A 2209-nucleotide genomic window follows, 5' to 3' on the forward strand; every position below is an offset into this window, starting at 1 on the left:
TTCTACTGGCTGACCATCTTCAATCAAGATAGCTTCAACAACACCGGACTTGTCAGCTTCAATCTGGTTCATCATTTTCATAGCTTCGACGATACAGATAACTTCACCGGCTTTGACATGCTGACCTACTTCGATAAACGATGGTGAGCTAGGCGATGCTGAGCGGTAGAACGTTCCAACCATGGGTGAGCAAACCAAGTGACCGGTCTGCTTAACTTCTGCTGCAGGTGCTGCTACCGGTGCAACTGCTGCAGGCGCTGCTACCGGTGCAGGAGCGTAGCCTTGAGGAGCCATTGGCATTGCGTATTGTGGTTGAACGCTAGAGGCACGGCTAATGCGCACAGACTCTTCGCCTTCTTTGATTTCGATTTCGTTAATATCGGATTCTTCCAGAAGTTCAATCAGCTTTTTTACTTTGCGGATGTCCATTCTAATCTCATTCTCTCAATGTAAAGCGGGATACAGATTCGCTTTGTGTTCAGGTTCGGGTGATTTCTGTCAGTTTTATTGCAGAACTTAGCGCATAATTATAGCCATCAACTCCTAAACCACAAATAACGCCTTGGGCTATATCTGATAAATAAGAGTGATGCCGAAAGGTTTCGCGGGCATGTACGTTGGACAGGTGAACTTCAATAAAAGGGATATCAACTCCCAATAAAGAATCCCTGATAGCTACACTCGTGTGAGTATAAGCGGCAGGGTTAATAATGATGAAGTCCACATTATCTTTGCGTGCTTGATGTATTCTCTCAATGAGTGCTGATTCAGCGTTACTTTGAAAGTAATCAAGTTCATGTCCTGCTAATAGGGCAACTTGTCGTAAATTTAGTTCTATTTCTTTTAGCGTCGTTGAACCGTATACATCAGGTTCGCGGGTGCCCAATAAGTTAAGATTCGGGCCGTTTAAGAGTAGAAATTTGGACATTGATAATGCCTTACCAGCAATGGGTTCGTGATGTTAGTAAACTGATGAGATATTTTGCATGAAAGGTGAATGGCTGTCCAGAAATTGGTGATTTATTTGCAGGATTGCCGCCGTTAGACGACGTTCGTTACTATTTTATTTGATTGTTTCATTAATGCCTTACTAATTAAGGACGTGTTAGCATTCAGCATAGCGGTGTTGGGTACCTCATAGGCCTTATTGATTATAGTGCTTAAATGAGTAATAGTGCGGTGCAACACAGAAAGTTTATTGTTTCGGGTTAAATGAGAGGTGGTTTTGGATAAGTTACAGCAGGTTTGGTTAAGCTTTTTGGATGCTTTAAGTGCAAAAGTTGGCGGTGGCCGCATTTTTAAAGGCTTTTTATCCTTAATCGTTGTTTATCTCTTAGTGGCTGGGGCTGTAGGACTTTATTGGAGTTGGGAGCCTGATCCTATATCAGTACCTGCTGTTACGGATAACTCAGTGACGGGTGTCGGTACAACAGGTGCATTAGTGAGCATCGTACAAACATTGCTAGAAAAACCTGGTGGTTACTTGAGTAATGATCGTACTCCTCCTGGTATATGGTTAGATAATATGCCTAATTGGGAGTTTGGTGTGCTAGTGCAAGCGCGTGATATGGCCAGAGCCATGCGTAAAGATTTTAGTCGCTCGCAGTCACAGTCTACAGAAGATACTGACCTGGCTACTGCTGAGCCAATGTTGAATTTCAACAATAATAGTTGGCTGTTCCCATCAACAGAGAATGAATACAGAAAAGCCTTAAAAGGTTTAAATAATTATTACGTGCGTTTGCAAGACCCGCAGCAACAGGATGCGCAGTTCTTTGCTCGTGCTGACAACTTAAATAACTGGCTAGGCGATGTCAGTACGCGGTTAGGCAGCTTGTCTCAACGTTTAAGTGCTAGTGTTGGTCAAAAGCGTTTGAATACTGATTTAGCCGGTGATGAATCTGCACAGCAGTCGACTTCTTCTGAACAAGACATTGAAATTAAGACATCTTGGTTTGAGTTGGATGATGTATTTTATGAAGCACGTGGTACTTCATGGGCACTTATTCAGTTATTAAAAGGTATTGAGCAAGACTTCGGTGCTACTTTGGATAAGAAAAATGCACGAGTAAGTTTGTTGCAAATTATCCGTGAGCTTGAATCGACACAGGGTACTATTTGGAGTCCTATGATTCTGAACGGTAACGAATTTGGACTATTGGCAAATCACTCACTGGTAATGGCATCTTATATTTCGCGCGCAAACGCC

The 2209-nt window shown here is 42.7% G+C and carries 3 protein-coding genes; 1 reads left to right on the top strand and 2 read right to left on the bottom strand.

Features of this window, described 5'->3' with window-relative positions; genetic code table 11:
• A partial coding sequence (gene accB / locus QZZ55_RS10355) for an acetyl-CoA carboxylase biotin carboxyl carrier protein (RefSeq protein WP_293267249.1) occupies positions 1-429 on the bottom strand: 429 nt, incomplete at its 3' end.
• A gap of 49 nt (positions 430-478) precedes the next feature.
• Complete coding sequence (gene aroQ / locus QZZ55_RS10360; protein WP_293267250.1) at positions 479-928, bottom strand: type II 3-dehydroquinate dehydratase; 450 nt, start codon at positions 926-928, stop codon at positions 479-481.
• A gap of 297 nt (positions 929-1225) precedes the next feature.
• On the opposite strand from aroQ, the gene QZZ55_RS10365 reads away from it, so the two are divergent.
• The coding region (locus QZZ55_RS10365; RefSeq protein WP_293267251.1) for a DUF2333 family protein at positions 1226-2209 on the top strand (984 nt) is incomplete at its 3' end.

The organism is Neptunomonas sp., assembly GCF_016744175.1.
Taxonomy (GTDB): domain Bacteria; phylum Pseudomonadota; class Gammaproteobacteria; order Pseudomonadales; family Balneatricaceae; genus Neptunomonas.